Annotated in this window: 29 protein-coding genes, 2 pseudogenes and 1 riboswitch; of the genes and pseudogenes, 17 read left to right on the top strand and 14 right to left on the bottom strand. The window is 37.8% G+C overall.

From position 1 onward, the window contains the following. The first annotated feature begins 26 nt into the window (after positions 1 to 26). Positions 27 to 419: an Hsp20/alpha crystallin family protein gene (locus SFC47_RS12700; protein ID WP_411254664.1), complete on the top strand. Its 393-nt coding sequence runs from the start codon at positions 27 to 29 to the stop codon at positions 417 to 419. 95 nt (positions 420 to 514) lie between these two features. Here the strand turns inward: SFC47_RS12700 and SFC47_RS12695 are convergent. After that, positions 515 to 697: pseudogene (locus tag SFC47_RS12695) on the bottom strand (Rdx family protein); the annotation flags it as partial. Positions 698 to 905: 208 nt separating this feature from the next. Here SFC47_RS12695 and selD point away from each other — a divergent pair. Further along, a complete protein-coding gene (selD, locus tag SFC47_RS12690) occupies positions 906 to 1,958 on the top strand; it encodes a selenide, water dikinase SelD (RefSeq protein ID WP_411254663.1) in 1,053 nt (350 codons plus the stop codon). Between the two features lie 444 nt (positions 1,959 to 2,402). On the opposite strand, the gene SFC47_RS12685 is transcribed toward selD, so the two are convergent. Next, positions 2,403 to 3,380, bottom strand: a complete 978-nt coding sequence (locus SFC47_RS12685) for an L-threonine 3-dehydrogenase (protein WP_411254662.1) — start codon at positions 3,378 to 3,380, stop codon at positions 2,403 to 2,405. 58 nt (positions 3,381 to 3,438) lie between these two features. After that, positions 3,439 to 4,629: a glycine C-acetyltransferase gene (locus tag SFC47_RS12680; protein ID WP_411254661.1), complete on the bottom strand. Its 1,191-nt coding sequence runs from the start codon at positions 4,627 to 4,629 to the stop codon at positions 3,439 to 3,441. Positions 4,630 to 4,896: 267 nt separating this feature from the next. Between SFC47_RS12680 and SFC47_RS12675 the strand changes: the two genes are divergently transcribed. From SFC47_RS12675 to SFC47_RS12665, 3 genes are all read left to right on the top strand, one after another. Continuing rightward, entirely contained in the window at positions 4,897 to 5,184 is a 288-nt protein-coding gene (locus tag SFC47_RS12675; protein WP_411254660.1) for a hypothetical protein, read from the top strand. A 99-nt stretch (positions 5,185 to 5,283) separates the two neighbouring features. Continuing rightward, positions 5,284 to 5,385: riboswitch (purine riboswitch) on the top strand. Positions 5,386 to 5,494: 109 nt separating this feature from the next. Continuing rightward, positions 5,495 to 6,088, top strand: coding sequence for a xanthine phosphoribosyltransferase (locus SFC47_RS12670; RefSeq protein WP_411254659.1), 594 nt, complete (start codon positions 5,495 to 5,497; stop codon positions 6,086 to 6,088). Further along, on the top strand, positions 6,088 to 7,401 hold the full coding sequence (locus SFC47_RS12665) for a nucleobase:cation symporter-2 family protein (RefSeq protein ID WP_411254658.1): 1,314 nt from the start codon (positions 6,088 to 6,090) through the stop codon (positions 7,399 to 7,401). The genes SFC47_RS12670 and SFC47_RS12665 overlap by 1 nt, the downstream gene beginning before the upstream one ends. Positions 7,402 to 7,449: 48 nt before the next feature. On the opposite strand, the gene SFC47_RS12660 is transcribed toward SFC47_RS12665, so the two are convergent. The 4 genes from SFC47_RS12660 to SFC47_RS12645 form a co-directional block, all read right to left on the bottom strand. Further along, on the bottom strand, positions 7,450 to 8,118 hold the full coding sequence (locus SFC47_RS12660) for a Ger(x)C family spore germination C-terminal domain-containing protein (RefSeq protein WP_411254657.1): 669 nt from the start codon (positions 8,116 to 8,118) through the stop codon (positions 7,450 to 7,452). A 37-nt stretch (positions 8,119 to 8,155) separates the two neighbouring features. Beyond that, complete coding sequence (locus SFC47_RS12655; protein ID WP_411254656.1) at positions 8,156 to 8,374, bottom strand: hypothetical protein; 219 nt, start codon at positions 8,372 to 8,374, stop codon at positions 8,156 to 8,158. A gap of 104 nt (positions 8,375 to 8,478) precedes the next feature. Next, positions 8,479 to 8,682 (bottom strand): spore germination protein, encoded by a 204-nt coding sequence (locus SFC47_RS12650; protein WP_411254655.1) that lies wholly within the window; start codon positions 8,680 to 8,682, stop codon positions 8,479 to 8,481. A gap of 369 nt (positions 8,683 to 9,051) precedes the next feature. Continuing rightward, on the bottom strand, positions 9,052 to 9,594 hold the full coding sequence (locus SFC47_RS12645) for a methylated-DNA--[protein]-cysteine S-methyltransferase (protein WP_411254654.1): 543 nt from the start codon (positions 9,592 to 9,594) through the stop codon (positions 9,052 to 9,054). A gap of 58 nt (positions 9,595 to 9,652) precedes the next feature. Here SFC47_RS12645 and SFC47_RS12640 point away from each other — a divergent pair, with 58 nt between their 5' ends. Together SFC47_RS12640 and SFC47_RS12635 are read left to right on the top strand one after the other, a co-directional pair. Next, on the top strand, positions 9,653 to 10,576 hold the full coding sequence (locus tag SFC47_RS12640; RefSeq protein WP_411254653.1) for a DNA-3-methyladenine glycosylase family protein: 924 nt from the start codon (positions 9,653 to 9,655) through the stop codon (positions 10,574 to 10,576). A 62-nt stretch (positions 10,577 to 10,638) separates the two neighbouring features. After that, complete coding sequence (locus tag SFC47_RS12635; protein WP_411254652.1) at positions 10,639 to 11,679, top strand: DUF3231 family protein; 1,041 nt, start codon at positions 10,639 to 10,641, stop codon at positions 11,677 to 11,679. A 40-nt stretch (positions 11,680 to 11,719) separates the two neighbouring features. On the opposite strand, the gene SFC47_RS12630 is transcribed toward SFC47_RS12635, so the two are convergent. Beyond that, entirely contained in the window at positions 11,720 to 12,073 is a 354-nt protein-coding gene (locus tag SFC47_RS12630) for a VOC family protein (protein WP_411254651.1), read from the bottom strand. 343 nt (positions 12,074 to 12,416) lie between these two features. Between SFC47_RS12630 and SFC47_RS12625 the strand changes: the two genes are divergently transcribed. The 10 genes and pseudogenes from SFC47_RS12625 (at position 12,417) to SFC47_RS12580 (ending at position 20,076) form a co-directional block, all read left to right on the top strand. After that, positions 12,417 to 13,325: a putative selenate ABC transporter substrate-binding protein gene (locus SFC47_RS12625; protein WP_411254650.1), complete on the top strand. Its 909-nt coding sequence runs from the start codon at positions 12,417 to 12,419 to the stop codon at positions 13,323 to 13,325. A 13-nt stretch (positions 13,326 to 13,338) separates the two neighbouring features. Beyond that, positions 13,339 to 14,091 carry a phosphonate ABC transporter ATP-binding protein gene (locus SFC47_RS12620; protein ID WP_411254649.1) on the top strand — a complete coding sequence of 251 codons (753 nt, stop codon included), beginning with the start codon at positions 13,339 to 13,341 and terminating at the stop codon, positions 14,089 to 14,091. Position 14,092: 1 nt separating this feature from the next. Beyond that, positions 14,093 to 15,730 carry a PhnE/PtxC family ABC transporter permease gene (locus tag SFC47_RS12615; protein WP_411254648.1) on the top strand — a complete coding sequence of 546 codons (1,638 nt, stop codon included), beginning with the start codon at positions 14,093 to 14,095 and terminating at the stop codon, positions 15,728 to 15,730. A 262-nt stretch (positions 15,731 to 15,992) separates the two neighbouring features. Continuing rightward, positions 15,993 to 17,159: an MFS transporter gene (locus SFC47_RS12610; RefSeq protein ID WP_411254647.1), complete on the top strand. Its 1,167-nt coding sequence runs from the start codon at positions 15,993 to 15,995 to the stop codon at positions 17,157 to 17,159. Positions 17,160 to 17,225: 66 nt separating this feature from the next. Beyond that, complete coding sequence (locus tag SFC47_RS12605) at positions 17,226 to 17,558, top strand: hypothetical protein (protein ID WP_411254646.1); 333 nt, start codon at positions 17,226 to 17,228, stop codon at positions 17,556 to 17,558. 110 nt (positions 17,559 to 17,668) lie between these two features. Beyond that, the gene (locus tag SFC47_RS12600) at positions 17,669 to 18,073 is read left to right on the top strand and encodes a VOC family protein (RefSeq protein ID WP_411254645.1); all 405 of its coding nucleotides are present in this window, start codon (positions 17,669 to 17,671) and stop codon (positions 18,071 to 18,073) included. A 182-nt stretch (positions 18,074 to 18,255) separates the two neighbouring features. Beyond that, positions 18,256 to 18,615: a cytochrome c551 gene (gene cccB / locus SFC47_RS12595; RefSeq protein ID WP_411254644.1), complete on the top strand. Its 360-nt coding sequence runs from the start codon at positions 18,256 to 18,258 to the stop codon at positions 18,613 to 18,615. 130 nt (positions 18,616 to 18,745) lie between these two features. Next, a complete protein-coding gene (locus tag SFC47_RS12590; protein ID WP_411254643.1) occupies positions 18,746 to 18,913 on the top strand; it encodes a hypothetical protein in 168 nt (55 codons plus the stop codon). Between the two features lie 18 nt (positions 18,914 to 18,931). Next, positions 18,932 to 19,255 (top strand): annotated as a pseudogene (locus SFC47_RS12585) (redoxin domain-containing protein); the annotation flags it as partial. 113 nt (positions 19,256 to 19,368) lie between these two features. Then, the gene (locus SFC47_RS12580) at positions 19,369 to 20,076 is read left to right on the top strand and encodes a hypothetical protein (protein ID WP_411254642.1); all 708 of its coding nucleotides are present in this window, start codon (positions 19,369 to 19,371) and stop codon (positions 20,074 to 20,076) included. A gap of 27 nt (positions 20,077 to 20,103) precedes the next feature. Here the strand turns inward: SFC47_RS12580 and SFC47_RS12575 are convergent, their stop codons facing one another. From SFC47_RS12575 to SFC47_RS12550, 6 genes are all read right to left on the bottom strand, one after another. Next, on the bottom strand, positions 20,104 to 20,706 hold the full coding sequence (locus tag SFC47_RS12575; protein WP_411254641.1) for an alpha/beta hydrolase: 603 nt from the start codon (positions 20,704 to 20,706) through the stop codon (positions 20,104 to 20,106). A gap of 172 nt (positions 20,707 to 20,878) precedes the next feature. Continuing rightward, positions 20,879 to 22,033 carry a glucose-1-phosphate adenylyltransferase gene (locus SFC47_RS12570; protein WP_411254640.1) on the bottom strand — a complete coding sequence of 385 codons (1,155 nt, stop codon included), beginning with the start codon at positions 22,031 to 22,033 and terminating at the stop codon, positions 20,879 to 20,881. 301 nt (positions 22,034 to 22,334) lie between these two features. Next, positions 22,335 to 23,813 carry a SulP family inorganic anion transporter gene (locus SFC47_RS12565; RefSeq protein WP_411254639.1) on the bottom strand — a complete coding sequence of 493 codons (1,479 nt, stop codon included), beginning with the start codon at positions 23,811 to 23,813 and terminating at the stop codon, positions 22,335 to 22,337. A gap of 223 nt (positions 23,814 to 24,036) precedes the next feature. Further along, complete coding sequence (locus SFC47_RS12560; RefSeq protein ID WP_411254638.1) at positions 24,037 to 24,606, bottom strand: 5' nucleotidase, NT5C type; 570 nt, start codon at positions 24,604 to 24,606, stop codon at positions 24,037 to 24,039. A 1-nt stretch (position 24,607) separates the two neighbouring features. Further along, entirely contained in the window at positions 24,608 to 25,711 is a 1,104-nt protein-coding gene (gene ribD / locus SFC47_RS12555) for a bifunctional diaminohydroxyphosphoribosylaminopyrimidine deaminase/5-amino-6-(5-phosphoribosylamino)uracil reductase RibD (RefSeq protein ID WP_411254637.1), read from the bottom strand. Further along, complete coding sequence (locus tag SFC47_RS12550; RefSeq protein ID WP_411254636.1) at positions 25,704 to 26,459, bottom strand: GTP cyclohydrolase II; 756 nt, start codon at positions 26,457 to 26,459, stop codon at positions 25,704 to 25,706. Before SFC47_RS12550 ends, ribD begins: the two co-directional genes overlap by 8 nt. Positions 26,460 to 26,462: the final 3 nt, after the last annotated feature.

Raw genomic sequence — 26,462 nt, 5'->3', positions numbered from 1 at the left:
AAATAAACCAAGCAAGGGGGATCGTTATGAAATCCAAAAAAAATATACAGCCAATTGACTTTGACCTTGTGGAAAAGTGGTTGGAAAACTACTGCCTGGATCCTCTAACGACACAGGATGATCTGACTCAATTTCGAATTGATTTATACGAAACAGATCAAGAATGGATTGTTGAGGCGCTGCTTAACGAGTATAACAGCTCTGAAATAAAGGTTTTTATCGAAGATCGGAAGCTTGTTATTACGGCTGATAAATCTTCCACATCCTCTAATCAACATAAAAAAATTCGGACTATCCAGTTCCCCTTTCAGGTAATCAATCAAAAAGTTACAGCGAATTATATTAACGGAATATTAGAGGTTTTGATCTCTAAATCTGAAAAAGGTTTAGGGAAAAATTGCTATATCACTCTGCCCTAAGGAATACTTATGGCATAATTTTTTATCACCTAGTTAACATAATAACATTATGAAAAAATTTACCCTCACATCATTTGATATGAGGGCTATCTTTATTATTCTGAGATTTTATTAATGATTTCCTCGGTATCAGGAAATACACCAGTATCTAGTTTGGAATAAATCTTTTCCCCGTTGACAGTTATCTCAAATGCTCCGCCTGATACAGGGATTAATTCCATTCTTTCAATTTTTCGATTAAAGTGTGTAAAAAGCTCTTCCGCGAAACTCGCGGCTTTTGGTGCGTAGTTTCATTGCATGCAGAATTCTACAATAATGTGGTAGTTGCTCATTTGTATTCCTCCGTGATCGTCTAAATCTACTTTCCTACATTGCTATAGTAAAAATATTTTATCGCAAGGATTTTTACGTTGCAAATCTTTTGCTTAGCTCTAGTATGTGCGAATTTAAATGGAAACAGTTATACTAATAAATGGAGGTGGATTTATGAGTGGAGAAGAGAAAATACGCCTAACCTCTTTATCAACTAAAGCAGGCTGAGGATGTAAAATTGGTCCTGAGGACCTCGCGCAAGTTTTGCGCCTATTACCAAAGCAAGAACCTGTACCAGAGTTACTAGTGGGTCATGAAACTTCTGATGATGCAGGTGTTTATCAACTAACGGATTCGATTGCCTTAATTCAGACGGTCGATTATTTTACTCCAATTGTAGACGACCCATATATGTTTGGACAGATTACGGCAGCTAACGCATTAAGTGACGTTTATGCAATGGGCGGAGAACCAAAAACAGTCTTAAATATAGTAGGTTATCCAATAAAAAAGCTGGGTGCCCAGATGCTATCAGATATTCTCCGCGGTGCTGCAGATAAAGTAAAGGAAGCTGGAGCACTTACCGTTGGAGGTCATTCTATTGATGACCAAGAGCCGAAATTTGGCCTTTCTGTTACGGGAATTGTTCATCCCGATAAGGTTTGGAAGAATGTGGGTGCCAAGTGCGGTGATGTTTTGGTTTTAACAAAACCGATTGGCGTAGGAATCATTACCACTGGAATTAAGCGGAGTGTGGTAACTCATGAGCAAGAACAAATGGTTACGGACACAATGGCTGAGTTAAATAAAACCGCTGCTGAAGTTTTAACGAACTATCACCCACATGCTGTAACCGATGTAACAGGCTTTGGATTGTTGGGACACAGCAGTGAAATGGCACGCGGAAGTGACGTAAGCTTCGAAATACTCTATTCAAAAGTTCCAATCCTGGAAGGTGCTTTAGAGTTAGCAAGGGATGGAGTGGTTCCGGGCGGTTCAAAGTCAAATCACAAATGGATTATTGATGATGTTGAATATGAAGACCTACTCCCTGAGGAACAGTTAGTTCTATGTGATGCCATAACTTCTGGCGGCCTTCTTGTTTCCATGAGTGAAGAAGAAGCTGTCCAATATGTGGACAATCTCCATTCTGCAGGTAAACAACACGCTGCTATCGTTGGCAGAGTTACGGAAAAGAAAGACAAACTCATTTATGCAAAAAGATAACAGCGTGGCATTTGCTGCGCTGTTTTTGCTGTTCCTATATTTAGATGGTACTTTACATAACAGTACAGGTTCTACGTAAAAGCGTACAGGTTCTACGGAAAAGCGTACAGGTTCTACGGAAAAGCGTACAGGTTCTACGCAAAAGCGGACAGGTTCTACGCAAAAGCGTACGGGTTCTACACAAAAGTGTACAGGTTCTACATAAAAGCGTACAGGTTCTACATAAAGCTGCTGGTTCTACACAAAACCGTACAGTTTCTACACAAAACCATACAGTTTCTACACAAAGCGGCTGGTTCTACACAAAAGCGTACAGGTTCTACAAAAAACCGTACAGTTTCTACGCCAAACTGTACAGCTCCTACACAAAACCATACACGTTCTACAATTTACAAATTAATCTCTACAAAAAAAGATGACCCAATAAATCAGGTCATCTAAAAATTATTGAATTTCACTCGCTTTGGCATTATTCATGGTCAATTTGTTTGTTAGCTTACGAAGCATATCTTCTGTCATTTTAGCTAAATCATATTCGAATTTAAAGCCCCACTCTTCCTCTGCAGCAATGGCATCGATGGAATTTGGCCAGCTGTCGGCAATCCTTTGACGAACAGGATCAACATGATACTTCAGCTCGAAATGAGGTATATGTTTTTTGATTTCGTTTGCGATTTCTTCGGGGTCAAAGCTCATCGCCGTAACATTAAACGAATTGCGGTGGATAAGCTTACATGGGTCCGCCTCCATTAAGTCGATAATGGCATTAAGGGCATCCGGCATATACATCATATCCATGTAAGTTCCTTTGTCGATGTATGAGGTATAGCGGCCATTTTTTATGGCCTCATAGTAAATTTCAACCGCGTAGTCTGTTGTTCCGCCGCCAGGCAGTGCCACATAAGAAATTAAGCCTGGGAAACGAAGCCCTCTTGTGTCGACACCGAATTTATGATAATAATAATCACCTAAAAGCTCACCAGCTACTTTGTTCACTCCGTACATCGTAGTGGGACGCATAATCGTGTCCTGTGGAGTGCTGTCCTTTGGTGTTGATGGTCCAAATGCACCAATAGAACTTGGAGTGAAGAATTGTGCATTAAGCTCTCTAGCCGTTTCTAGTGCATTCATCAAACCGCCCATATTTAAATTCCAGGCTAAAACGGGCTTTGCCTCTGCGGTAGCAGAAAGTAATGCGGCTAAATGCATAACCGTATCCACTTTATATTTCTTTGCTACTTCTCCCATTCTATTTAAATCAGTTACATCAACAATTTCGAAGGGACCGCTCTGTGCTGCCTCACTGTCATTCTTTTTAATATCAGTAGCAATTACATTATCAGCACCATACGTTTCCCGTAATTTCATGGTAAGCTCAGAACCGATTTGCCCCAATGCACCTGTAATTAAAATTCGTTTCATTCTTCCCCGTCCTCTTCACATTTGTCGTAAAATCTTGCCCATTGTAGGGTTTCTCTGATTAAATAATGCCCATTTCCTTACCGACTTTCTCATACACAGCGATGGCTTGATCAAGCATTTCTTTCGTATGTGCAGCGGTTGGCATATTACGAACACGCCCTGTTCCCTTTGGCACTGTTGGGAAAACAATTGCCTTAGCATATACTCCCTCTTCATTCAAACGTTTACTGAATTGCTGCGTAAGTGCCTCTTCACCGATAATACATGGCGTAATAGGAGTTTCGCTGTTTCCAATATTAAAGCCTAAGTCCTTTAAGCCTTTTTTGAGATAATCTCCGTTTTCCCAAAGCTTTTTGTTCAGCTCATTACTTTCCATTAAAATTTCAATCGATTTCTTGCTTGCTGCTACATCTGCTGGTGTTAAGGATGTAGAGAATAAGAATGGACGACTGCGGACCTTTAACCAGTCAATTAAATTCTTCTTCCCTGCAACATAGCCGCCTACTACACCAATTGCCTTTGAAAGGGTACCAATTTGGAAGTCGATTTTATCAGACAAACCAAAATGTTTAACAGTTCCAGCACCATCACCAAGGACACCTGATCCATGTGCATCATCGACGTATGTAATAAGGTCAAATTCTTCAGCTATTTTTACGATCTCTGGTAATAGTGCAATATCTCCATCCATGGAGAAAACGCCATCGGTAATCACCATGATTTTATTGTAAAGACCAGATTCCTTTGCTTCCTTCGCTTTAGCCCGCAAATCTTCCATATCCGAATGATTAACACGAATGATTTTTGCTTTTGATAGACGGCAGCCGTCAATAATCGATGCATGGTTTAATTCATCCGATAAAATGGCATCGTTTTTATCCATAACAGCAGAAATGGCTGCCATATTACAATTGAAGCCTGATTGGTAAGCGATTGCCGCTTCTGTATGTTTAAATTCTGCTAATTTCTCTTCCAGTTCCACATGCAGCTTTAATGTTCCGTTAATCGTACGAACAGCCCCGGCACCTACACCGTAAGTTTCGAGTGCATCTGCTGCTGCTTTTTTTAAGCGTTCGTCGGTTGCCAATCCTAAATAGTTATTAGAAGAAAGATTGACCAATTGTTTTCCATTTATTGTAATCATTGGACCGTTTGGACTTTCCAAAGGATCGATGACATTATATAGACCCTTCCCTTTTAAATCTTCAAGGTTTTCGTTTAAAAATTGCTCCAAGATCGTACTTGACACGTATATTCCTCCTTATTTGTCGCTAATAGATAAACAATTGTCCGTCTCAGGTGGACAGTTAGTTATCTGATAAATACCAGTATAAAAGGATTTCTGTAATATACTTTATCACGTTTTTTATGAAATGTGCATACCTAGAGGACATTCAATGTAAAAAAATTTTTCATTATTAGAGTATCCAATTAGAATTCATGTTATTTTTCAAATGGAGGAAAAAATGTATAATGAAAGGCATACTCTTGTTTACCTAAAGAAAGGATGTACTTCGTGGAGTTATTGTCATCACTTTTATACACAATCATCGTTGGCGGGATTTTTGTCTGGGTATTTATTTACCTCTATGATTGGCTATTTGGAGAGAAACAGCCGAAACAAATTCGTAAAATTCAAAAATACTACCGTCATGAAAAGATTAAAAAAATAGACATGCTTGAGCACCAGCCGAAAAAATTCACGTTATATCAGGTAAAGACCGACAAGGAAACAAAACGTGTGAAAATAAAGCCTGGCTATAAGGTTGTTAAAATGGTAAAGAAAAAAGAAGATCATAAGTAAAACGTTTTCTTAACACGAACAATACGCTCTTTGGACATCCCTTCGTTCGTCTTTTGCCAAAAAATCATTGCTTTCCTATTTCACCGTGTTATAATGTGTATAAATTCATAAGTTTTCACTCATATAATCGCAGGGATATGGCCTGCAAGTTTCTACCGGATTGCCGTTAACAATCCGACTATGGGTGGGTAATGAAAAAGACGTATTTTACGTCTATACATTTGGTTAAAAAGCCCAAATGTCATTGCCTCACTCAAATTTGATGTGAGCAATGGCATTTGGGCTTTTTATTTTTTCGAGGGGGATAAACATGAGATTACTAGAAGAAAAGATTAAAAAGGATGGCAGAGTTATAAATGAGAATGTATTAAAGGTGGACTCTTTTTTAAATCACCAAATTGATCCACAACTAATGAATGAAATTGGAAAAGAATTTGCACAGCGATTTGCAGCTGAAGAAATTACGAAAATCGTAACAATTGAGTCTTCAGGGATTGCCCCTGCTGTGATGGCTGGATTATATATGAAAGTCCCTGTTATTTTCGCTCGAAAAAGAAAATCGGTGACATTAACAGATGACCTTCTGACAGCAAATGTTCATTCATTTACTAAAAATGAAACGAATGAGCTTGCAATTGCTGCCAAGTATATAAATGATAGCGATAAAGTTCTTATTATCGATGACTTTCTTGCTAACGGCCAGGCTGCTCTTGCTTTAGTGGAAATGGTTCAACAAGCCAAAGCAGCCATTGCTGGAATTGGTATCGTTATTGAAAAATCCTTCCAGCCAGGTGCACAGAAATTGAAGAATAAAGGATTAAGGGTTGAGTCATTAGCTAGAATCGCCTCTCTATCAAATGGAGAAGTAACCTTTAACTCAGAGAAAATGGAGGAATTAGTATAATGAAACAACATCCGTTCAAGATTGCATCTCTAGGTATTCAACATGTATTAGCCATGTATGCAGGAGCAGTCATCGTCCCTCTTATCGTCGGTGGAGCTTTAAATCTATCTGGAGAACAATTAACCTATCTAGTTTCAATTGATATTTTGATGTGCGGGATTGCTACGATTTTACAGGTTTGGCAAAATAGATTTTTCGGAATTGGCTTGCCGATTGTGTTAGGCTGTACGTTTACTGCGGTAGGTCCAATGATTGCAATTGGCGGCGAATACGGTGTATCAGCCATTTATGGTTCAATTCTCGTTTCCGGTTTAATCGTTGTTATAATTGCTCAGTTCTTCAGTAAGTTAATCAAATTCTTCCCGCCTGTTGTCACAGGTTCTGTTGTTACCATCATTGGGATTACCCTGATTCCCGTTGCGATGAATAATATTGCTGGCGGACAAGGAAGTCCTGATTTTGGAAGTCTATCAAATATTAGTTTAGCTTTTGGAACGTTATTATTTATCATCCTCTTCTATCGTTTTACAAAAGGATTTATTCGTTCTGTTGCGATTCTTCTAGGTCTCGCAGGTGGTACGATTGCCGCTGCATTAATGGGAAAGGTGAATTTTGCTGCTGTTGGCGATGCCTCATGGTTCCATATGGTAAAGCCTTTTTATTTCGGTACTCCTACGTTTGAATGGACTCCGATTATTACCATGACTCTTGTTGCGATTGTTAGTTTAGTAGAATCTACAGGCGTCTATTTTGCTTTAAGTGACATCACTGGCAGAAAGCTTAAGGAGAGCGATTTAACGAAAGGTTACCGTGCAGAAGGTCTTGCCATTATTTTAGGTTCTTTGTTTAATGCCTTCCCTTATACAACCTACTCTCAAAACGTAGGACTGGTACAGCTTTCAGGTGTGAAAACCAAAAACGTCATCTACACAATGGGTGTAATGTTAATAATCTTAGGATTCGTTCCTAAAATTGGTGCGTTAACAACGGTAATCCCTACCCCTGTTTTAGGAGGCGCAATGGTGGCCATGTTCGGAATGGTAATTGCCTATGGTATTAAAATGTTAAGTAAAGTAGAATTTGCTTCACAGGAAAATCTGTTAATTATTGCTTGTTCTGTTGGAATGGGCCTTGGCGTTACCGCTGTTCCTGACCTTTTCGCACAGCTTCCTGAAAGTGTAAAGATTCTTACCAATAATGGAATTGTTGCCGGCAGCTTAACGGCTATATTCTTAAACATTGTGTTTAATGTGACGAAGCCTGTAAAAGAAAACCAAGCTTCTAATACCAGCAGTCAAAGTATTGCCTCATAATGATAGAAAAAGCTGCCAATGGTTATATGAACCAGGCAGCTTTTTCTATTATTCATTAAGTCCAGTTCGTATAACACTAAATTCTACCTTTACATTTACTTTAGCATTCTTATACATTTTATACCATTTTTCATCCGTAAGGTGTGAGTGGCGAACAGCGCTTCGATATGTATCTCCAAGTCCAAACACATCTGAATTTTTTGATTGACAATAGGCTATTAGTTTTTCTATTTCCTTTTTCACGCTCTTCTCAATTTCGGTTTCAATCAACTTCATGTTCTGGGGATTTCCGATATCAATCGAACTCGTTACTTCAAGTAATCTCGCGTTTAGTTTTATATCAATATCAAATTCGGGTTTATCATTGTTTATTAACTTGATGTTACTATTGCTTTCTATTGAATCTAAAGCTGCGACCGTTTTGTTAGTCCTTTCATTCCCTTCCTTTAATTTTGGGTTAGCACTTTCGATCAAAACATCTTTACTCCCAGACTTATATTTATCAGTTATTAAGGATAAATAAAAGCTTTGTTCAGTATTAATTTTGCCAACTAACTTAGAGCCTTTAAAGATGGCCACCCCTGAAAATATAATTCCTTCATTACCATTTTTACTTATTATTGGCATTACGGGTTCTTTTCCTACTGTGTAATGGTTATGTAAAACCTCCTGCATGGTTGAAGACGGCATCATTCTAGCCTTTGTATTTTGTTCCATGAACCTAAAGATGTGAATACCAATATCAGGAATATGCTTAAGATTTATACGTAACAAACATGGGTTTATCGATTAATGTGCCAATGGAGAATATAGTGATTCCTGAACTTCCAACTACATTCTCTAAGAGATCTGCACTATAGTGTAATCTTTTTTTAAACTCAGCGGACATTTTTTCGCGTGTTTCTGGAATAGGATCCTGGTTCTTCGTTGGTAAACCACTTTTAGGTGTAAACAGCTTCTTTTTAAAGAACAATTTCAGCACCCTCTAATCAATCAGACATTTGCTTATGTATTATTTACCATTCAAACCGCTTTATACTACTGCATTTTTTGCAAAAAAATAAAGCAATGCTTAGATTAGCATCGCTTTGGGAATTTCATAATGGGCTCATTTTCGGTATCCATTTCTGAACTCATCTCAGAATCGGGACTCGTATTATTTTCGCCAGATCCAGAGATTGTTTTGGTGATGGAAATGGGTGAAATATAAATAGCACCGCCAAAGTTAACAATGCCGCCAGAAATTGTTCCAATGGAAACATTATTATGGTTCGTAACCAAAGTAACCCCCTCCTTGGTATTACTATTATGTTATGTACGTTCGGGGTTAGGGTTCCTCATAAACAAAGGGAAAGAGCCCTTTCGTAAAGGCTCTTTGGTGTTTCCCTGTTGATTACATATTGCCTAAAAAAAAGATTTAAACATTTCTTGATGATCATTGCATTCCTTGCAAATATACTCAATTTCTAAAGGGTCTTCCCTTACCATATGTACGGTTTCTCTGCTGCAGTTTTCACAAAATCTGACTTCCTGTATTTGTTCCATGAAATAACACCTCTTTTTTCTTGTTCCTAACAAATAGTATGTCCAAGAATATCATGTCTTTTTCATAGGGATCTATTCCTTTTTCAACGTATAAAAAATCCAAACTTATTGTTCGTGGTGTAGATTTGCGTTCTGTTGTTCTATTTTTAATAACTGTTCTTTCATTTCCAATCCCCCACGAAACCCAGTAAGTTTCCCATTCTTTCCAATAACACGATGACACGGTACGGTTAAGAGTACCGGATTGGCCCCAATGGCAGAACCAACAGCCCGGAGTGCTGACGGCTTCTCTATGGCATCTGCAATATCAGAATATGTCCAAGTTTCACCGTAAGGAATTTGACAAAGTGCATTCCATACTTTTGTTTGAAATTCCGTTCCCTTTAAGTCATGAGAAACGGTAAAAGAAGTTCGCAGACCTTGGAAAAATTCCTTGAACTCCGCTGCATATGGCTCCATCACAACATCATCTAAAACTAAGGGACTCCCTGGATAATGTTTGTTAACCCAATTTTCCAATTCCTCAAAAGGCTTATCCTGGGACCCAACATAACAAAGTCCCTTAGTAGTGGCAGCCATATAAATCTTCCAATTATCAAAAACCAATTTGGTCCAAAAAAGTGTAGGTTTCAACAAAAACGCCTCCATTGTACTTTCTATTTCTATGTTATAACTTTATTATGACATTGAAAAGAGGATGATGTTAATGGTGAACCAAACATGGGATAACTACGGTAATGAGATAAAGCTGCTTTTACCGAAAGAATTCAATTTTCATCAAAATATTTCCTATTTAGCAAGAAATCATAATGAGTGCCTATACTACATCAAAGATAATTCAATTAGTAAGGCCATCTCCATTGGAGAAGAAACAGTATTGATTGAAGTTAGTTGTGAAGGTGAAAAAGATTTAATTATTCGTTTTTTGGAAGACACAAATTCTGTTGATGCAGGAACTCGTGATAAGGCCGTACGTTATGTTAAAGAGTGGTTTGATTTAGAAAGAGATTTACAACCCTTTTATTCCATGGCAAGGGAAGATCCATTACTTGGTCCAGCGGTTGATTCATTTTATGGGCTTCGGATAATTGGAATTCCAGATTTATTTGAGGCACTTTGCTGGGGCATACTAGGGCAGCAAATTAACCTCCCTTTTGCTTATACTTTAAAAAGGCGTCTTGTGGAAAACTATGGTCGAAGCATAATCCATGATGGTGTCACCTATTGGCTCTTTCCTTCACCAAAGGAAATCGCATCACTATCACCTAAAGAATTGGAAAGCTTACAGTTAACAAAAAGGAAATCTGAATACCTTATTGGGGTTGCTCAATTAATGGTACAAGAAAAGTTATCAAAAGATTTGTTGTTAAATATAGGAAGTCATCACCATGCTGAGAAAATGCTAGTTACCATTCGAGGTATTGGTCCATGGACTGCAAATTATGTTTTAATGCGGTGTTTGAGGTATCCGAGCGCTTTTCCTATTGATGATGTCGGTCTGCATAATGCAATAAAACAGCGGCTATGTATGGAGAAAAAACCAACCAAAGACGAAATCATGAAGCTGGCAGTTAATTGGACAAACTGGGAAGCCTACGCAACCTTCTATTTGTGGAGATTTCTTTACTGATACGAATAGATTTACAGTGGATGAAAAAACTAGGAGAAACGAGGGTAAGGAGAAATTATTATATGAAGACCATTAAGCCAATAAAGATTACCACTAAAGTAAACGAAGCACCAGAAGAAAAATTAACATCAGCTGAAATGGGTAAACTTTGGGCGATTTATATGGGAAATACGATGTCCCAATGTCTTCTTAGTTATTTCCTTCAGCACGTTAAGGATCATGAAATTAAAGAAATTGTCCAACACGCCATGAATATTGGGAAGGAATTAATTAAAGATATAGAAAAGATTTTTCAACATGATCATTTTCCAATCCCGATTGGCTTTACAGAGGAAGATGTGAATCTAGGTGCTCCGAGATTATTTGCTGATGAGTTTTATCTTCATTACCTAAAATATACTGCAAAAGCAGGGCTTAGTCTTTATTCTACTGCTATTCCCCTTATGATAAGAGAAGATATTAGTGAATTTATTGTAAAATGTAATGTTTTGACAACAGAGTTGTTACTTACTTTAAACAAAGCATTAAAAGATAAAGGGTTTTTAACGAAACCTCCAGTGATTCCTATCCCTGAAAAGGTTGAATTTGTGCAAAAAGAAAAATATTTTAATGGTTTTCTTGGTCATGTACGGCCTTTACATGGTTTAGAGATTGCCCATTTATTTGATAATATTGAAAATAATGCAACGAGCAAAGCATTATTAATAGGCTTTGGACAAACTGCTAAAACGGAAAAAGTCAGAGATTTTATGCACCGCGGAAAAGAGTTAACGATGAAGCATCTTGAAGCGTGCAGACAGCATTTACATAAAGAAGATTTGCCTGCTCATCAATTAATGGATGACTTGGTAGAAAATTCAACATATGCTCCCTTTTCAGATAAACTTATGTTGTTTCATAAAATTGATATGTTCAGTATGAAAGTCAGGTCTTATGCTAATGCATCGTCACTAAACGGCAGACACGATTTAGCTGTTATGTACGGAAAATTTATAATGGATACTGGGCTTTACGTACAAGATGGAGCTAAAATATTTATTAATGAAGGCTGGATGGAAAAACCTCCTCAAGCGGTTGATCGTGACACATTGTCCTCTAATTAAACAAAAGAATGAGCATACTGCTGCTCATTCATTTTTGTGTTTATTTTTCCCAAAGTTCAATCCATCTGCCATCAGGATCAGCAATCCAGCTAAAAGTCCCAAACTCACTCTTTTCTGTTTCCTTTACTAATGGAATTCCTAAATTTGCTAAATGTGATAAACATTCATCCATACTCTCAACCTGAAAATTTAACATAACAGGCTGAGGGGCAGGAAAATAATTGCTTTCCTCTTTAAAAAAAGAAAAGATTGTTTCATTTCCTTTATCGTGTTGAATGATAGTACCATTCCATTCGTTATCCATCGAAATTCCTAATACTTCACTGTACCACTTTTTTAGTTCATTGATCTTACTTGTTCTCCAAAATACACCGCCAAAACCCTTTATTTTCATACACTTCACCTCATATTAAATTATCTCTTATTTCCAATATTACCCTAGAAACCCTCTATTACTCAATTTGTTTGGATTGGGAAGCAAAGGTGTTGAATGTCGAAGAATGGTCACAAAAGAAAAATTCAGAAAAATATTCAATCACTAACCAAATGTTTGGGAGATTTCTTTGTTATCAAGGTTTTGAAACTATTAATCTTATATTTTTATATCGCTTTTTTAGATAAATATTAATTCATTTAATAGATAAAATGAATTTAATAGAAATCCACTATTCATTATAATCAAATGGCAAGGACAAACTACAGTGTTAAACTATCAATACTATGAGGTGAAAGATTATATGAAAAAATGGTTATCTGGAATTATTTTATTTATGCTTGTTTTTTCATTGGCAGCATGTGGGCAAACTGAAGATAAAACAAATAAAAACAATGAAGAGAAAAAAGATACAAAAACCGAGGAAGTTTTTAAAATAGGTGCAATTCCTGATCAAAATGCGGCCTTCCTTCAAACAGGAATGGATGCTGTTGCCAAGGAATTAAGTGAAGCAACAGGATTGAAGGTTGAATTTGTTCCTTCGGTGGACTATGCCGCGTTAGTTACAGGCTTCCAACGAGGTGAAATTCATTTAGCTTGGTTTGGCGGTTTAACAAGTGTTCAAGCTAGAAATCTTGTTCCAGAAGCTGAATCCATTGTGCAGCGCCCGCGTGATGCTGAGTTCAAATCTGTATTCATTACCCAGGAAGGCTCAGGTATTAACTCTTTAGCTGATCTAAAAGGTAAATCCTTTACATTTGGCAGTGAAAGCTCAACCTCAGGACATTTAATGCCGCGTTATTTCTTAACAGAAGATGGTATTGACCCTAACACTGATTTCAATGGCAAACCAAACTTCTCAGGTTCACATGATACAACATACAAATTAATCGAATCAGGTTCTTTCCAAGCGGGGGCATTAAACATTTCTGTTTGGGAAGCCGCTGTAAAAGAAGGAAAAGTTGATACAAACAAAGTGAAAGTTTTCTATACTACTCCAGACTATTATGATTATAACTGGACCATTAATAGCAATGTAAGAGACGTATTCGGTGAAGATGCTGGGCAAAAGGTCAAAGAGGCCCTGCTTACTATGCCAGGCGACACTAAAGAGATTGCTGATTTATTCCAAACAGACAAATTTATTGAAACGAAAAATGAAAACTATGAAAAGATTGAAAAAGTTGCAAAAGAATTAGAGATTATTAAGTAGTAGGTGTTGTTACATGTCATCAAAAACGATGATTGAAGCAAAAAACATATCAAAACACTTTGAGCGGAAGATAGCCCTATCTTCCCTTTCTTTTTCTATTAAACAAGGGGAATTGGTTGCCTTAATTGGACCAAGCGGCGCTGGAAAAACAACCCTGTTGAACTCGATTGCGGGTATTTTATCGCTTGAGGACGGTGACCTTCTGATAGATAGTAAGCCGCTGAAAGATTATAAACGAGGTAAGAAGTTTGCCAAAAAAATAGGTGTTATTCGCCAACAATTCGACTTAATTGGTCCTCTCGCCGTTATTCATAATGTGCTGGCTGGTAAATTATCAGAGTGGGGATTCTTTAAATCATTATTTTCACTCCTCATCCCTCAGGAAAAAGAATTAGCACTTAAAGCTCTTGAAAGAGTAGGTCTTGGAAATAAACATTATGAGATAACCTCTACATTATCTGGCGGTGAACAACAACGTGTAGCAATGGCAAGACTAATGGTACAGAAGCCCGAAATTATATTAGCTGATGAACCAGTAGCATCACTTGACCCTGCCCGTGCAGACGATGTGCTTTCGATGCTGACAAAAATTGTCTCAGAGGAAAATCAAACATTAATTGCAAGTCTCCATTCAGTGGAATATGCACGGAAATACTTTACAAGAATTATTTCTTTGAAAAATGGCGAGATCTTTTTTGATTTGCCAACAGAAAAAGTAAGTGATGAGCTATTAAAAGAGCTCTATCATCTAAAGGAGCAGGATTAACATGATGAAGTTGCTCCCCTCCCTTCACTTGCATAAGAGGTTCATCCTTACTTTACTGTTGCTGGCAGTTTTCGGTTGGAGTCTTACCTCCATTTATTGGAACTCAGAACTTTTCCATGCAGGCGGTATTCCAACGATGCTTCAAATCTTTGAAGGGCTAATTAAGCCTAACTTAGCACCTGACTTATTGTTAGTCGGGTTAGAATCTGCTTGGATTACGCTTGCTTATGCAGCAGCAGGGATGTCACTGGCCATAGTTTATGCTTTTATTGTAGGTGTACTTGCCTCTGGAACGTTAACGTCAAGCAAAACTTCCCGTCTTATTTCCAAGGTTTTTTTTAGAGGCATACTAGGGTTTACACGTTCGATTCATGAATTAATCTGGGCATGGCTGTTTGTGGCAGCAGTTGGTCTATCACCTTATGCAGCAATCCTAGCACTAGCAATTCCTTATGGCGGAATTCTTGGACGAATTTTTGCAGATATGTTAAATGATGTTCCCGAGCAACCAATTATTGCCTTAAAAGCAGCTGGTTCCTCACGTTTGCAAACTCTTATTTTTGGATACCTCCCACTGGTTTGGGCAGATTTCATCAGTTATTCGATGTACCGTTTTGAATGTGCGATTCGTTCTTCTGCCATTATGAGCTTTGTTGGTCTGGGTGGACTCGGATTTCAAATTCAATTAGCACTCGCAGATTTAAAGTATGATTCTGTTTGGACGTTTGTCTTTTTCCTTATTATCCTTGTGATATTAGTGGATGGCTGGAGCAATATAGTCCGTAAAGGGTTAACGGAGCATAAAAAAGTAACAGGAATTAAACTTGGCTGGTTCTCCGTATTGTTTGCACTGCTCTTGATAACTGCTTCCTGGTTATATATTATCATTGGTGAAAAAGCCAATTTAGGAGAGTTACTTTCAGAAAAGAACCTGGAATATGCAAGTAAATTTTTTGGCGGACTTCTAGGAATCAATCAAGAAAACCCGGCATTTCTAAATGGAGAAAGCTGGGCAGTTGCATTAAAGCTGACAATGGAGACACTAGAAATGAGTATCATGGCCATTGGGTTCGCAACAATAGTCGCCTTCCTAACAGTCATTCCAGCTGCTAGAAACATAGCAGATGGCAGTCTTACCCTGAAAAAGAATTGGTATAACAGAATCCTTTATGTTGTTATTCGACTCTTTTACATCTTTTCAAGATCTGTCCCGGAATTAGTATGGGCAATGATGATTATCTTCATATTCAAACCTGGGATTCTGCCAGGTGCATTAGCCCTCGCCCTCCACAACTTTGGAATCCTCGGTAAACTCTGGGCGGAGGTTATTGAAGATATGGATCCAAGACCAATTCGTAATCTGGCAGCTGCTGGTGCTTCAAAAATTGAAATCCTCTTTTATGGAATTTTGCCTATTGTTCTGCCGAGATTTCTTACCTATATTCTTTATAGATGGGAAGTTATTATGAGAACGACTATCGTTGTTGGGTTTGTGGGTGCAGGCGGCCTAGGGATGGATTTTAAACTTGCGATGAGTTATTTTAATTACACCCAAATTACTTTATTGTTATTGTGTTATATGATTCTTGTCATTATTGCAGATTTTGCTTCAGAAACCACACGAAAAGCAGTAAAATAACGAGCACAGGTCCTAAGACTTGTGCTTCTTTCATTCCTTTCGTGTTATCTATCTGCTAGCATATAGATAGTTTGTTGATAGCTGCTTACTAACAGGCGGTTTTGAGTTGATAAGGGTATCTTTCAAATTTTTATTAAATAAAAAATTGAAATGCTTGTATTAGATTCGTGTTTTCTATTATCCTAAGCATAGCAGCCAAAATTTGCATCAAAATTTATACATAAGATTTGAACAGTTAAGATCAATTAGGAGTTGGAGTTATTTGGAAACAAGAAAGGCTTTACCTATTTTATTTTTAGTGATGTTCTTAGTGATGATTGGATTTGGAATCATCATCCCTGTTCTTCCCTTTTATGCTGAAGAAATGGGAGCATCCCCCGCTCAATTGGGTTTATTGATGGCTGTATATTCACTCATGCAGCTCATTTTTGCACCTTTTTGGGGTAAGTTATCGGACCGTATCGGTCGTAAACCAATCATGATGATTGGGATTGCGGGATTATCATTATCCTTCTTTATGCAAGCGATGGCTGTGGAGCTTTGGATGTTATTTGCTGCACGTATTATTGGCGGTATGTTATCTTCTGCTAACATGCCAACTGCAATGGCTTATGTAGCGGATATAACAACCCCAGAAAATCGCGGTAAAGGAATGGGAATTATTGGAGCGGCCGTTGGGCTTGGTTTTGTATTTGGTCCTGCAATTGGCGGCGTATTTTCAAAATCAAGCATGAGTTTGCCTTTTTATTTAGCTGGGGCATCTTCGTTAATAACCTTAGTCATTATTTTCTTTTTATTGAAAGAATCCTTGCAAAAAAATAATACAGAGAATAACCAAAGTATACAGCAATCGAGGTGGAAGGCATTTTCTGGTCCAGCATCGGTATTGTTTTTATTACAGTTGCTAATCTCTCTGTCATTATCAGGATTAGAGGCTACATTCGCCTATTATGCTGCAAAGAAAGCTGGGTTAGGCGCAGTTCAGCTAGGGTATATTTTCATGATTATGGGTTTTGCTGGTGCGTTGGTACAGGGTGGAATGGTTGGAAAATTAACAAAGAAATATGGTGAGGGTAAAGTAATTCAAGGTGGAATTGTTGTATCTGCAATTGGTTTTTCCTTAATTCTGCTAGTTGACAGTTTTACAACAGCAGCGATATTTTTATCCATCTTTGGGATTGGAAACGGCGTCATTCGTCCAAGCGTCTCTTCCCTGCTTACGAAAACAACAGATTCTGGACATGGAAGCGCGACAGGACTTCTGTCTTCCTTTGATTCTTTAGGCAGAATTGCAGGCCCTCCTCTTGGCGGATGGTTATTCTCAATTTCCATCGGGCTGCCTTATATATCAGGTGCCATTATTTCATTATTAGCCTTAGTAATGTACCAAATCTATCGTTCAAGAGCTTACGTCTTAAAAACAAACTAGGCATATGTCATATGGACATGCATAAGATAGGTTACGAGGATGTACTTGTTAAAGGAGTTGAGATGAATGAAAATGCTCTCTCATTTCTCTACGTTTTTAATCCTATGTATCATTGTTGCTCTGGTAGCCTATCTCGATTCACCTTATTCATTTATCTATAGCGGCTATTCCTATTCTGCCAGTGAACAAGTTGTCGCACAGCCTGTCGAGGTACAACCGCCAACGAACGTACCGGTTTTGGAGAATAGGCTAGATACTGTTCAACAAATGGATGGTTATTACGTAGAAATTTATCAGGAATACGAAGTTTACTACGATGAAGAAGGAAACGTTGTTAAAAGAGATCCTACATCGAAAACAGAAAGTGTTCGATATTGGGATAAGGGTTCAGAAAATTAAATCGGTAAAAGCTGTCGAAATGTTCTTCGACAGTTTTTTTCTGTTTTAAATTGATAGAAGAACGAATGTTTGGGTATAATTACCTCATAACCTTATAGAGGAGAATTGATATGATTAAACCCTATTTAATGTTTAATAAAGAATGTAATGAGGCATTTAAATGGTACCAAAAGGCTTTTGACGGTCAAATAATCAGTATTCAAAAATATGGCGACATGCCCCCTAGTCCTGATTTCCCTATTGCTGAAAGTGATAAAGAGCTAGTCTTACATGCTGAATTAAAAATTACGGAAACAGGTTCTATTTTAGGTTCGGATTATAAACGGGATTTACAAGGTTCAGACATGGTATGTATCTCTGTTGAACTTGATTCTGAGGAACGTGCTAAAAACGCTTGGAACGTTCTCAAGGATGGCGGGACAATTCATAATGACCTGGAGCCAACATTTTTTGCGAAGCTTCATGGCTCAGTAAGGGATAAATTTGGTATTACTTGGATGTTTACAGTCAGCTAGCTGCCTCCGTGCTCTAAGAATATGGCCTCCCGTGTTTTTGGGAAGTCTTTTTTTTATTTTCTTTTACTTTTTAAAGCTATTGAACCTGAACGTTATTGGAACAAATACTAGTCTACGTTGTGCCTTTGCAGAATATTCATGGTCAATTTAAGAAAACCTATAAGTACTTGGAGGTGATCAAAGTGAAAAAATTGCTCTATAGTTTAATTTGTGTTGCTTTTATAGGCTTTCTTACAGCTTGTGGAGGCGGTAATGATGAAACAGAACAGGATACCACAACGACAGAGGAGCAAGCTGGCGATGAACAGGAACAAACTGCTGATGCAGGTAATGGAGAAGCTCTTTTTCAGCAAAGCTGTTCATCTTGTCATGGTGGAGATTTAAAAAGCGGAGGAGCACCTGATTTAGATAAAATCGGCTCACAATACTCCAAAGATGAAATTTTAAATATTATTGAAAATGGTAAAGGCGGTATGCCAGGAGGAATTCTTAAGGGCGAAGACGCTGATGCTGTTGCTTCATGGCTTGCTGAGAAGAAATAAGCTGGAAAAAACCAGAATGGAAATTCCAATCTGGTTTTTTTGTGGAATGATTACTAAGTGCAATTATTTGAATGATAAAGTACTTTACACTACAATGAAGTAGTTAATTAATATGGATAAGGAGAAAACAATGAAGTTTAAATTAATTGTCTTGGCCATCATTTCTATTTTATTAATCACAGCATGTGGAAATAAAACTCTTAGCGAGCCGATTACATTACATAACCAGGATAAAAATGAAGTAACATTTCCTTCAGAAAAACCAACACTCTTCTTTTTTATCACGTCCTACACCTGAGGACTCTGTCACCAGCAACTAGTTCAGTTGCATGAGAATATCGGTAAATTAGAAAATATGGATGTAGAAATCTATGTCATTAGCAAAGATTTACCCGAAGAACAGCTTCAATTATATCAAGAATTAAAAGGCATTTATGGTCAAAGTCTTCCCTTCGTTTCGGATCCCGATTTGGAATTAATTGATTTCATGGGGATGAAAAATGGTGATGTAGCATATAGAGGCTACGGAATGCTTGATAAAGAAGGAAAGGTCGTTTTTAAAACAGTGAATGATCACTGGGGAGAGCAAATTGATAAGACAGTGGAAGAAATAAAAAATGAATATAATAAACTAAAATAAACAACAGGCAGCCCAAAACTGATTGGGTCTGCCTGTTGTTTTAATCAAGAATAATCTATAGAAGTGGAACCATTCAGGGTATCATCCGTCTAAATAGATATAGGGGTGATGGGATGAGAAAATGGGTTCTATTTATTTTACTTTTGTTTGTATTAGCCGGGTGCCGTTCAACACCATTTGACGGTCATGCGGTTATTGATTGGGTCGATTTTATTAAGTGGGAGGACATTGATTACGACGGGATATATTCTGGTGTCCTTGCAGATGAAAAGTACCTTGGAGAAAAACTAGGCAGTGTTAAATATAAAGTTGCTGACAATGTTACAAATCCAAACTATAAAATTCAGAATGGGGATGCTGCCTTCCATGAAAAAGGAACGGAAATATTTTCAATTAAGGGGCAGCCGAATTTAATTGCAGTAAAGGATTCCAGCCAAATTAATGGCTATAAAGTATATCAGTCACGAGACCTTGATAATCAACAGTGGCATTTTAAGAATGCAGCACTTGATAAAGTATATGAGGTGGAAATTTATCAACCCTATACAACTGAAGGTAATAAACTTCTAGGTAAATATACGAGTAGTGAAGAAATAACTCACCTGATTCAACTATTACAGAATGGTACGGAAGCATCGAATTACTCTCCCAATATGGAAAATGGTGACCCCGATTTTTATCAAATTGTTTTGTATTCAGAGCAGCCGATCGCTTACAAATATGATATCCAGTATGATGGTACTTCCTATTATTGGTACCCATGGGAAGCGGCCATTCTCTCAAATGAAATCGGTGATTTCCTAAAAGAGAAAGAAAGCTAATCGAATTTCGATTAGCTTTCTTTCTCTTTACAATCTATGGTACCAATTTGCGGCTGCTTCTACTTCTTCTCTGATCAATTGGTGTCCTCGCTGCTCCCAGTGAAGAACAACTTGTGCACTTGCTTTTTCTAATAACGATTTTAATTCCTCTGATTCCGATGGTGGACAAATCGGGTCATTGTTTCCAGCTGCAATAAATACGTGCTTACCCTCTAAATTGGGAAGGTCAATTCCCCTTCTAGGTACCATTGGATGATGAAGAATTGCACCCTTGAGTGCATTTTCGTAGTGAAATAGTAAACTTGCTGCAATGTTCGCACCATTTGAGTAGCCAATTGCAATGATATTATCTCGGTCGAACTCATACTTTACCGCTGCTTCATCAAGAAATTCATTTAATTCCTTTGTTCGGAAAATAAGGTCCTGTTCATCGAACACCCCTTCCGCTAGTCTTCGAAAGAATCGGGGCATACCATTTTCTAGAACATTTCCACGAACACTTAATACAGCTGCTTCACTATCAATCATTCCAGCTAAAGGCAGTAAATCTAATTCATTTCCGCCTGTACCATGCAGCATCAAAAAAGTTGTCTTTGTTCCATTTTTCCCCTTATTAAACACGTGTTTCATTGCTATCTGCCTCCAAGATTATATTTAGGTCACCAGTGTTGTAAGTTATTTTGATTTCGGATATCTTGAACATGAGATAATAATAAAACAAATTTACAATCTAGTCAAATCTCTTTTATTCTCTCTATGAAAGCAATAAAAAATGCGAAATCATGGTGATTTCGCAAAAATATTATCGATATACCAGAGGATTAACTGTTTCATTATCTCCTATTAAAGTAATTTCACTAAATGGTGCTGATGTTCCTACTTTTGCATTTGCTGAGATCACACTTCCACTTCCAACAACAGAGCGATAAATTTCAGCGTTTTCCCCAATGATGGTATTTGGTAAAACAACAGAATCCCTAATGATTGCCCCCTGGCCTACTGTCACAGCGTAAAACAATACGGAATTTTCCACGCTTCCATAAACCTTACATCCTTCACTTATTATGGATTGATGCAGTGAGGCATTTCCATCTAAATACATGGGGGGATGGCTCATTCCATTGGTATAGATGATCCATTCCTCATCTTTTAGGATCGGGTTAGTGTTTACGGATAGGAGGTCCATATGAGCCTCCCAAAAGCTATGAACCGTACCAACATCCTTCCAATAACCATTAAAATGATAGGCATGCAGGGTGCAGTTCTCCTGAATCATAGAAGGAATCACATCCTTGCCGAAATCCTTTGTAGATAATGGATTGTTTTCTTCTTTAACTAGGAATTTTTTTAAAATGGACCAATTAAATAAATAGATCCCCATTGAAGCTAAGTTTGATTTGGGATAAACTGGCTTTTCCTCAAACTCGATGATCCGATTTGACTCAGGATCAATATTCATGATTCCGAATCTGCTGGCTTCACTCCAAGGGACTTTGATAACAGATATGGTAGCATCTGCTCCAGAACGCTTATGCTCTTCTACCATTTGACTGTAATCCATCTTGTAAATGTGATCACCTGAAAGAATGAGTACATATTCTGGGTTTTGATTTTCAATATAGCGAAGATTTTCGAAAACGGCATGTGCGGTACCTTCATAGCCGCCTTCTTTATGATCTTGTTGTTTCGGCTGCAGTATTGCCACTCCGCCAATTTTCCGATTTAACCCCCATTTTTTACCATCTTCAATATAGTTTTGAAGGCTTTCCTGTTTATATTGTGTAAGGACTCCAATGGTATCAATGCTAGAGTTTTTGCAATTACTTAGTGCAAAATCAATAATCCGGTATTTACCTCCAAAGGGAACGGCCGGCTTAGCTACGTTTTTAGTTAGTTCCTTCAGCCTTGATCCCTTCCCTCCTGCTAATAACATGGCAACACATTGTTTTCTTTTCATGGGAATCCCTCCTTTACAACTAAAATCTCTGCTTATGTAATACTTATCCGCCTTCATTGTAGCACCCTTATGAAATGGAACATATCTATAAATTACGACGAGTAAAACGGTTATTCGACGATATTCCTTGCAACTTGCAAAAATGTACTAAAAATCCTAAATATCCAATACTCCGAGCTAAGTGTTTATGTCGAATACAAACGATGTAATATTTGAAAAATATGATCGTTTTGTGTTGTGAAAAGTTCTATTGAACAAAAAAACACGCTGATTTTCAATGATCAGCGTGTTTCTATTTTTATTAATGCCCGACTGCCTTTTTAAGACCGTCTGGTTTGTTGTGAAGTGCCAGCTTTTCTAGCAGCTTATTACTCTCTTTATTAAGACCTATTAACTGAACATTAATTCCATTCTGATGGTATTTCATAATAACCTTATCAATAGCGCCGACAGCTGAATCATCCCATAAATGGGCTTGTGTCAAATCGACGGCTACCTCTTTCACTGAATCGGAATAATTGAAACTCTCAACAAATTCAGTAACTGATGCAAAGAACAATTGTCCTGAAACAGTGTAAACTTTTCTGTGTGCACCTTCTTTAGCCAGGGGAGTTACCTTTACCTTAGAAATCTTAGAAGCAAAGAAAACTGCACTTAATAGAATTCCTACTAAAACACCTTTTGATAAATCATGGGTCACAAGAACCGTCCCCACGGTCACAATCATAACGAGTGTATCAGAAATAGGGGTTTTATGAATGTTTTTAATCGATGACCAATCAAATGTTCCGATTGAAACCATAAACATAACTCCAACTAATGCAGCCATAGGAATTTGAACAAGAAAATCGTTTAAAAGTATGATTAACACCATTAAAAAGACACCAGCCACCAAAGCAGACAGTCTGCCTCGGCCGCCAGATTTCACGTTAATAACAGATTGTCCAATCATGGCACAGCCTGCCATCCCACCGAAAAATCCTGAAACAATATTCGCAATACCTTGCCCTCTTGCTTCTTTATTCTTATCACTTGTCGTATCCGTCATATCATCGACAATCGATGCTGTTAATAGAGATTCTACCAAACCAACGATGGCAATCGATAGTGAATAAGGGAAAATAATCTTTAATGTTTCAAAATTGAAGGGAATATCAGGTATTAAGAAAAATGGCAATTCTTGAGTCAATTCTCCCATATCACCAATTGTACGTACGCCACTTCCAGTCATGACGGCAATAACAGTAATGGTGATAATCGCAACTAATGGAGAGGGAACTACCTTCGTAAAACGCGGGAAAATATATATAATCGCTAGAGCTCCTGCCACCATTGCATACATTGCCCAGGATTCACCTGTAAAGTGTGTAAGCTGCGCTGAAAAGATTAAGATGGCTAGTGCATTTACGAATCCAATCATAACAGACCGGGGAACAAATTTCATTAAACGTCCTAATTTAAGTACACCCATTACTATTTGTATCACACCAGTAAGAATGGTTGCAGCGAGTAGATATTGTAACCCATAGTCAGCAACTAACGTTACCATAACCAAAGCAGTTGCACCGGTTGCAGCCGAAATCATTCCAGGTCTTCCACCTACAAAGGCGATTATGACAGCAATACAAAAGGATGCATACAAACCAACCATTGGGTCTACTCCGGCAATAAGTGAAAAGGCAATTGCCTCTGGAATTAATGCCATTGCAACAACAATTCCTGATAATACATCACCTTTGATGTTCCCGAACCATTGTTCTTTTATTGTGTAACTTTTCATGTAATACCTCATTTCATTTCTTTTTTTGTGACTTTCAACTCTCATGAAAGTCAGGGCCGTTGTGAACAGAAGATAGTATATCTGATTGTGACAAATTTGTGAAATGTAATGTAAACGCAAACATTTATCCTTTTTGCAGTTTTACGCAAGTTTTCTCTAGTTACCATCTATTTATATAAAACAAAAAAACAGATGGGCTTTTTAATTCCATCTGTCTTCTCTATTAAAGCTCATTCTTTAAGACTTCATTTAATTCTGACCAGTCAAGGATCCGGGGATAGTCTAAATGACGATTATATGATTGGTCTCTGACAAACACTTTTAACGAATCAGTTGAAAGTGTATCTAATACCTCCGCCTTATCATCAAAGTAATAATCCAGCTTTAGCTCTTTGATAATTTCAACTTTCTCATGATCCTGCATCCCATAGAAAAAGCGACCTTTCCGAACAGGGAAGCCTTGTTTCATCATCCAATTTTTTGTCCGTTCTCCATGTTCTTTTGGTCTTGCGGTTATGTAGTAGATTTCGTGTCCATTTTCATCCAACTTCTGTAAGGTTTCGACCGCATTTGGAAAAGGCGGGCAGTCTGTATAATAAATTTCCTCCAAAGAAGATTTCCACATTTCACTGCCTTCTTCATCGGTTAAGCCAAAGGGCTCGTGAATTTCAACTCTTTTTAACTCATTAAAAATTTTAGTTGGTACATTTTTATTTAACCTTTTATTGTATATGGTAAATGCATGTTCTCGCAGGTTGATCAATGTATCATCGATATCAAAACCAAATTTCATTTCACTGCCCCTTATGTGTGTAAATCGGATAGCCTGTAAATTTATAATCATTGCCAACTTGCTGCAAAGATAAATCCTCTAAATGCACTGCGTCTTTCACTTTATCAAAACCTGCCCCAGCTAGGAATGACGGAGAATTGTGACCTCCGATGATTTTTGGAGCAACATAGAGAACAACCTTATCAATTAATTTCTTCTCTAGAAAAGACCAATTGATTGTGCCTCCTCCTTCAATTAAAACAGAAGACACCAGCCTTTCTCCTAATATTTTAAGGACTTCAGCAGGATTCACATGCTTTCCTCCGGTAGTTTGAAATACGGAAACTCCAGAATCCTCTAGCACTATTCGCTTTTCCTTGTCGAAAATTTCGCTGGTAAAGATCCATGTCTCAGCCAGCTTATCTGTAACAACCTTAGACTCTAAAGAAGTTCTTAAATTAGAATCTAAAACGATCCGAATCGGATTACGGCCATTTGGTATTCGTGTGGTAAGCTCGGGATTATCTTTTATTACCGTGTTTACCCCAACAAGAATCCCCATATTTTCATTTCTTAGATGATGAACATCTCTTCTTGCTTCCTCAGATGTAATCCATTTACTATCAAAAGAATGTGTGGCAATTTTTCCATCTAGAGTGATTCCAGCTTTCAGTGTCACAAATGGTGTTTTCTCCACAATGAACTTATTGAAAACTTCATTCATCCTTTGTGATTCTTCCTGCCGAATCCCAATGACCACTTCAATTCCGGCATCTTCTAATATCTTCACACCATTTCCAGAAACAACTGGGTTTGGATCTAATGTTGCAATCACAACTTTTTTAATCCCTGCTTCTACAATTGCTACAGCACAAGGTCCTGTCCTTCCATGATGTGAACAGGGCTCAAGTGTCACATAAATAGTACCGCCTTTAGCCTTGTCACCCGCCATTCGAATTGCGTGAATTTCAGCGTGGGGTTCTCCTGCCTTTAAGTGAGTGCCTATTCCTACTATTCGGTTATCATTCACAATTACAGAACCGACCAATGGATTTGGATCTGTTTGGCCCTTCATCGCCTGTGCATTCTTTAATGCCAAGTCCATATAAAATTCATGATTAGTCATTGGAATATGTCCTCTCAGCGTCTCCTAGATGACCTGATTTCTTTATTTTTGTTTGTAGGTATTTCTCATTATATTCGGAAACATCTCCCCATAGTGGCTTGCGTCCCGAAACCTCTAAACCAGCTTCTTTTAATGCATTTAATTTTTTGGGATTGTTGGTCATTAATGTTACCGGTTTTTGGCGAATAGCCTTTAAAACTTGAATGGCGTCGGAATAGTTCCTTGAGTCATCAACAAACCCTAAACCTTCATTCGCCTCTACTGTGTCATAACCGTTCTCTTGCAGTACATAGGCCATTGCTTTGCTAAATAAGCCGATTCCTCTTCCTTCATGGTTAGCTAAATAGAATAAAGCACCTGTTCCATGCTCCTGAATCATTTTCATCGATTGCTTAAGCTGGTAGCCGCAATCGCAGCGTTTACTGCCGAAGATATCACCCGTATGACAAATGGAATGCATGCGGATAATGGCATCATCCCCATATTCAAAGTCGCCATAAACTAAGACACTTGACTGTTGAAATTCAGCTAGGTTGGAAGATGATAATTTATCGATGATCCTTTCGAAGTCCTCGGTTACCTCTGTACAATTTAACCAGCAGTACCATTTGAACTCCACGGTTTCACCATATAAATTAACAGGAAGCTTGATCGGTCCGACTAAATAAATGGCTCCTTTATCACTTCTAATTAATTGGATTTTATCTTCTAATACTGAAAGTACCTTAGAATCCAGACCTTGTTTCATATA

Origin of the sequence: Neobacillus niacini (genome assembly GCF_046591715.1) — a bacterium.
GTDB classification, from domain to species: domain Bacteria; phylum Bacillota; class Bacilli; order Bacillales; family Cytobacillaceae; genus Neobacillus; species Neobacillus niacini_L.
Note: the sequence above shows the minus strand (reverse complement) of the source record. Positions and strands in the feature narration are given on the sequence as shown.